The 5,585-nt window shown below is 76.8% G+C and carries 3 protein-coding genes; 1 reads left to right on the top strand and 2 read right to left on the bottom strand.

The window, feature by feature from the left end; all coding sequences use genetic code 11:
* Positions 1 to 2 precede the first annotated feature (2 nt).
* On the bottom strand, positions 3 to 1,136 hold the full coding sequence (locus tag ABEB16_RS18140; protein ID WP_345713619.1) for a mechanosensitive ion channel family protein: 1,134 nt from the start codon (positions 1,134 to 1,136) through the stop codon (positions 3 to 5).
* A 78-nt stretch (positions 1,137 to 1,214) separates the two neighbouring features.
* Positions 1,215 to 3,359, bottom strand: coding sequence for a prolyl oligopeptidase family serine peptidase (locus tag ABEB16_RS18135; protein WP_345713618.1), 2,145 nt, complete (start codon positions 3,357 to 3,359; stop codon positions 1,215 to 1,217).
* 151 nt (positions 3,360 to 3,510) lie between these two features.
* Between ABEB16_RS18135 and malQ the strand changes: the two genes are divergently transcribed.
* Positions 3,511 to 5,585, top strand: a 2,075-nt coding sequence (malQ, locus tag ABEB16_RS18130; protein ID WP_345713617.1) for a 4-alpha-glucanotransferase, incomplete at its 3' end; no start/stop codon positions are given.

The following is a 5,585-nucleotide window of genomic DNA, read 5'->3' as shown; positions in this document are numbered from 1 at the left end:
CGTCAGGCCCGGCGCGCGGCGGAGCCGTCCACGTCCCGGGCCACCGCCGACTCCCCGCTCGGCGGGCGGCGGGCCGGAGCCGCGTCGGCGGCGTCCTCGCACGGCGCCACCGGCCCGTGCACCCCGCCGGCCTCGCCCTGGCGGATCCACACCGTGCGCTGGGCGAAGGGGAACTCGATGCCCTCGGCGTCGAACGCCGACTTGATCCGCCGGCGCAGCTCCCGCGCCACCTTCCACTGCTCCAGCGGCGCCGTCTTCACCACCATCCGCACGACGAGACCGTCCTGGGCCATCTGCTCCACGCCCCACACCTCGGGCTCCTCCAGCACGATCGGCGACCAGTCCGCCTCCGAGCGCAGCCGGCTGCCGATGCGCTCCAGCAGCTCCGTGACGCGACCCAGGTCCTCCCCGTAGGCCACGGACACGTCGAGCACCGCCCGCGCCCAGCCCTGGCTCTGGTTGCCCACCCGCAGGATCTCCCCGTTGCGCACGTACCAGACGGTGCCGTTGACGTCGCGGATGCGCGTCACCCGCAACCCCACCGCCTCCACCGTGCCCGAGGCGTCGCCCACGTCGACGACGTCGCCCACGCCGTACTGGTCCTCCGCGAGCATGAAGATGCCCGAGAGGAAGTCCTTCACCAGGCTCTGCGCCCCGAAACCCAGCGCCACGCCCGCGATGCCCGCCGAGGCGAGGAACGGCGCGATCGACAGGCCCACCTGGTCCAGCGCGGTGAGCACCGCCAGCACCGCCAGCACGAGGGTCGTGACGCTCTTCAGCACCGACCCCAGGGTCTGCGCGCGCTGGTTGCGCCGCTCCGACAGCAGCGGGCTGGACTCCAGCAGGCCGCCGCGGCGCCCCCCGATGCGGCCGGCGCCCTCGCTGATGCCCGAGGTCACCTTGTCGATGGCCCGCAGCAGCACGTAGCGGGCGACGAACGACACCAGGAAGATCAGCACGATCGTCAGGGGCCAGTCCGTCAGGACGCCGGCGATGCGGCCCACCAGCTGGTTGTCCGTCCAGTCGTAGACGTGACCGCACACGGTGTCGGCGTCCTGGGTGCACGCCTCACCCGCCAGCGTGGAGGCCAGGGCGCCCAGGGCGCCGTCGGAGGTCGCGGTGGAGGTCGAGAGCACGGGAGGGGTGCACTCCTTCCGGTGGGTTCGGGTCGATCGCGGGTTCGGGTCGGGTGCAGGGGTGGGTGCGGTGCCGCCTCAGGTGGCCGGGCCGGCGCCCGGCAGCGCCAGCCCCGTCTCGGCGGCCAGGAACGCCAGCACGTCGGTCAGCAGCGCCGCCGAGCGCGACACCGAGCGGGCGCCGTGCCCCACGTCCGCCTCCCGCCGCAGCAGCACCGGCCGGCCCGAGGTCGTGGCGTGCTGCAGCGCCGCGCACAGCTTGCGCGCGTGCAGCGGGTCGACGCGGGTGTCGCCGTCGAAGACGGTGAACAGCACCGCCGGGTAGGCCGTGCCCTCCCGCACCCGGTGGTACGGGGAGTACGACAGCAGCCAGTCCAGCTCCTCGGGCACCGCCGCGCTGCCGTACTCATCGCTCCACGTGGCGCCCAGGCCGTGCAGCTCGTAGCGCACCATGTCCAGCAGCGGCGCGGAGCACACCACGGCGCGGAACAGCTCCGGCTGCTGCGTCAGCGCGGCCCCCACGAGCAGGCCGCCGTTGGAACCGCCCTCGGCGGCCAGCTGCCCCGGCGTCGTCCAGCCCCCCGCCACCAGCGCGCGCGCACAGGCGGCGAAGTCGTCGAACACGTTCTGCTTGGCCCCGCGCATGCCCGCGCGGTGCCACTCCTCGCCCTCCTCCCCGCCGCCGCGCAGGTTCGCCACCGCGTGCACGCCACCGGCCTCCACCCACGCCAGCGCCTCGGGGGAGTAGTGCGGGGTGAGGCTGATGCCGAAGCCGCCGTAGCCGTAGAGGACCGCCGGCGCCGGCGCGAGCGGCAGCCCCCGCTCGTCGAGCAGGTCGGTGCGCGCCACGACGAGCACCCGCACCGTCGTGCCGTCCGCGCTCGTCACCTCCAGCTGCCGGCTCGTGACGTCCGGCACGTCCACCGCGCCGGGCGGCTCGGCGTCCAGGGTCAGGGAGCCGTCGCGGCCGTCCCAGCGCCACACCCGCGCCGGGGTCGTGGTGCCGGTGTGCGCGAACCACAGCTCGTGGCCGGGCTCGGGGCGCGGTACGAGGCCGCCGATGCTGCCCGGGCCGGGCAGGGCGATCCGGCCGCGCGCACCGGGCAGCCGCTCGCCGGTGGCGAGGTCGTGCACGGTGATCTCCGCCAGGGCGTGCCGGGTCCAGCCCACCACCAGCAGCGGCGCGGCCAGCTCGGGCCCGTCGAGCACGGCGACGTCGTCGAGGACGGCGTCGGCCCGCTCCGGCACGAGGTCGCGCCAGCGCTCCGGGCCCGGCCCGGCCGGGTCGGCCACGGCGATCCGCCCGCGCGGGGCGTCGAGGTCGGTCGTGACGTACAGCCGGCCGTCGCGGCCCACCCACGCACCGGTCTGCGCGTCGCGGCCGGTGACGACCTCGCGCAGCGCCGGCGTGGCCGGGTCGCGGTCGGCGAGGTCGGCCAGCCACACGTCGGTGCGGGGGGCGGTGCCGTCGGAGGCGCTGACCACCAGCCAGCGCCCGTCGCGCGAGGTCCACACCCCGTAGTAGGTGGTCATGGGCAGGTCCGCGCCGAACACCTCCACGTCGGTGGCGGGGTCGGTGCCGACCCGGTGCAGGTAGACGCGGCGGTGGTACTGCCGCTCCTGCGGCGCCAGCAGCTCCGGGGCGAGGCGGCGCACGTAGTAGAACGCCGGCCCCGGCCCCGCCGAGGTCGGCAGCCACGCCACGGGGGAGTAGCGCGCCCGGTCGAGCGGGCCGTCGACGACCTCACCGGTGGCGACGTCGAGCACCCGCAGCGCGCTCTCCTCGGTGCCGCCCTCGGACACCTGGTACGCCAGCAGGTCGCCCTCCACGCTGGGGCGCCACGCGTCCAGGGTGGTGGCGCCGCCCGGGTCGAGCGCGACGGGGTCGACGAGCACCCGCTCGCCGGCGCCGTCGGCCACCCACAGCACCGCGTGCTCCTGCTCGGGGGCGCGCCGGGTGCGGAAGACGCGCCCGCCCCGGTGCACGGGCACCCCGGTGGAGCCGGTGGACAGCAGCCGGCGCACCCGCGCGGCCAGCGCCGCCCGGCCCGGCAGCGCCGCGGCGTGCGCCGTGAACAGCTCGTCCTGCGCCCGCGACCACTCCCGCGTGCGGGGGTCGTCGGCGTCCTCCAGCCAGCGATAGGGGTCGGCGACGGCGCGCCCGTGCAGGTCCTCGACGAGGTCCAGCCGCGGGGCGGGCGGCGGGCTGCTGGGGAGTCCCATGCCGCCCCACCCTAGACACCCGCGCCCGGCCGGCGCCGCCACCGCGGTGGGGGCGCGGTGGGGGCGCCGGGTGGGCTCCGTGCACGTGTCGCGGCGGTCGCGGCCGGTGACGGCGAGCCCCCCGGGCACACCTCTGGCAGAGTTCCCAGACGTGCCGCAGGACAGCGAACCGCCCCTCACCCCGCAGCTGCGCGACCTCGCGGAGGCCCTCGGGGTGGCCACCTCCTTCACCGACTGGCAGGGCCGCACGGCCGACGTGCCCGCCGCGACCGTCGTGGCGGTCCTCGCCGCGCTCGGTGTGGACGCCGCCACCCCCGCCGCCGCGGCCGACGCCCTGGCCGACGTGCGCCAGCGGCCGTGGCGGCGGATGCTGCCACCGGTCGTGGTGGTGCGGGAGGGCCGCACGGCGGACGTGCCCGTCCACGTCGTGCACGGCGAGCCCGTCGACGTGCGCGTCGCGCTGGAGGACGAGGGCGGTGAGGCGCGGCTGCGCCAGATCGACCGCTGGGTGGACCCCCGTCACGTCGACGGCGTCCTGACCGGCCGCGCCACCTTCGAGGTGCCCGACGACCTGCCGCTGGGCTGGCACGAGATCGTCGCCCGCAGCGGCGGCAGCGAGGCCCGCTGCCCCCTCGTCGTCACCCCCGACGTGCTCGACCTGCCCGGGACCCTCGGCTCCGGCGGCCGCGCGTGGGGGTACATGACGCAGCTGTACTCGGTGCGCTCGCGCGCCTCCTGGGGCCTGGGCGACATCGCCGACCTCATGGAGCTGACCTCGTGGGCGGGCCGGCAGCAGGGCGCCGACTGGGTCCTCGTCAACCCGCTGGCCGCCGCCCAGCCCGTCGGGCACATGGAGGCCTCCCCGTACCTGCCGGTGACCCGCCGCTTCGTCAACCCCGTCTACATCCGGGTGGAGGACGTCCGGGAGGTCGCCTACCTCGACGCCGAGGGGCAGGCGGAGCTGCGCCGCTGCGCGCAGGCCGTGCGCGCCGCCAACACCGACGCGGGCGAGATCGACCGCGACGCGGTCTGGGCGGCCAAGCGGCGCGCGCTGGAGCTCGTCTTCGCCGCACCCCGCTCCAGCGCGCGGGAGGCCGACTTCCGCGACTACGTGGCCGCGGAGGACCCCGGCCTGTCCGGGTTCGCCACCTGGTGCGCCCTCGCCGAGCACTTCGGCCTGCCGGCGTCGGGGTGGCCGCAGGAGTGCGCCGACCCCACCTCCGAGGCCGTGGCGCAGCTGGCCGGGCGGCTGGCCGACCGCGTCGACTTCCACCGCTGGCTGCAGTGGGTGGCCGACGCGCAGCTGCGCGACGCGCAGGGCACCGCCACCGCCGCGGGCATGGCGGTCGGCATCGTCCACGACCTCGCCGTCGGCGTGCACCCGGAGGGGGCCGACGTGTGGGCGCTCGGCGACGCCCTGGCCCGCGGCGTGAGCGTGGGCGCGCCGCCGGACGCGTTCAACCAGCAGGGCCAGGACTGGAGCCAGCCGCCGTGGCGGCCGGACCGGCTCGCGGAGCTGGCCTACGCGCCCTTCCGCGACATGGTGCGCACGATCCTGCGCCACGCCGGCGGCCTGCGCGTCGACCACGTGCTGGGCCTGTTCCGGTTGTGGTGGGTGCCCGCCGGGCAGGGCCCGCAGCGGGGCACCTACGTCCGCTACGACCACGAGGCGATGATCGGGATCCTCGCGCTGGAGGCGCACCGCGCCGGTGCCGTGGTCGTGGGGGAGGACCTGGGCACCGTGGAGCCCTGGGTGCGCACCTACCTCGCCGAGCGCGGCATCCTCGGCTCGGCGGTGCTGTGGTTCGAGAAGGACCACGACGGCCGGCCCCGCCGCCCGCAGGAGTACCGGGAGCTGGCCCTGGCCAGCGTCACCGTGCACGACCTGCCGCCGACGGCCGGCTACCTCGCCGGTGAGCACGTCGCCCTGCGCGAGCGCCTGGGCCTGCTGACCCGACCGGTGGAGGAGGAGCGCGCCGCCGACCGCGCCGACCAGGAGGGCGTGCTGGCGCTGCTGCGCGAGGAGGGGCTGCTCGCGGAGGGGGCGGGGGAGCAGGAGGTCGTGGAGGCGCTGCACCGCCACATCGGGCTCAGCCCGGCGCGGATGGTGGGCGTGGCGCTCGTCGACGCCGTCGGTGACCGGCGCACCCAGAACCAGCCGGGCACGGCGCTGGAGTACCCGAACTGGCGGATGCCGCTCACCGACGGCTCGGGCCGGGTCGTCCT

The organism is Kineococcus glutinatus, from assembly GCF_039542765.1.
In the GTDB taxonomy this organism is placed as follows: Bacteria; Actinomycetota; Actinomycetes; order Actinomycetales; family Kineococcaceae; genus Kineococcus_A; species Kineococcus_A glutinatus.
This window is presented reverse-complemented; position numbering and strand designations above follow the sequence as displayed.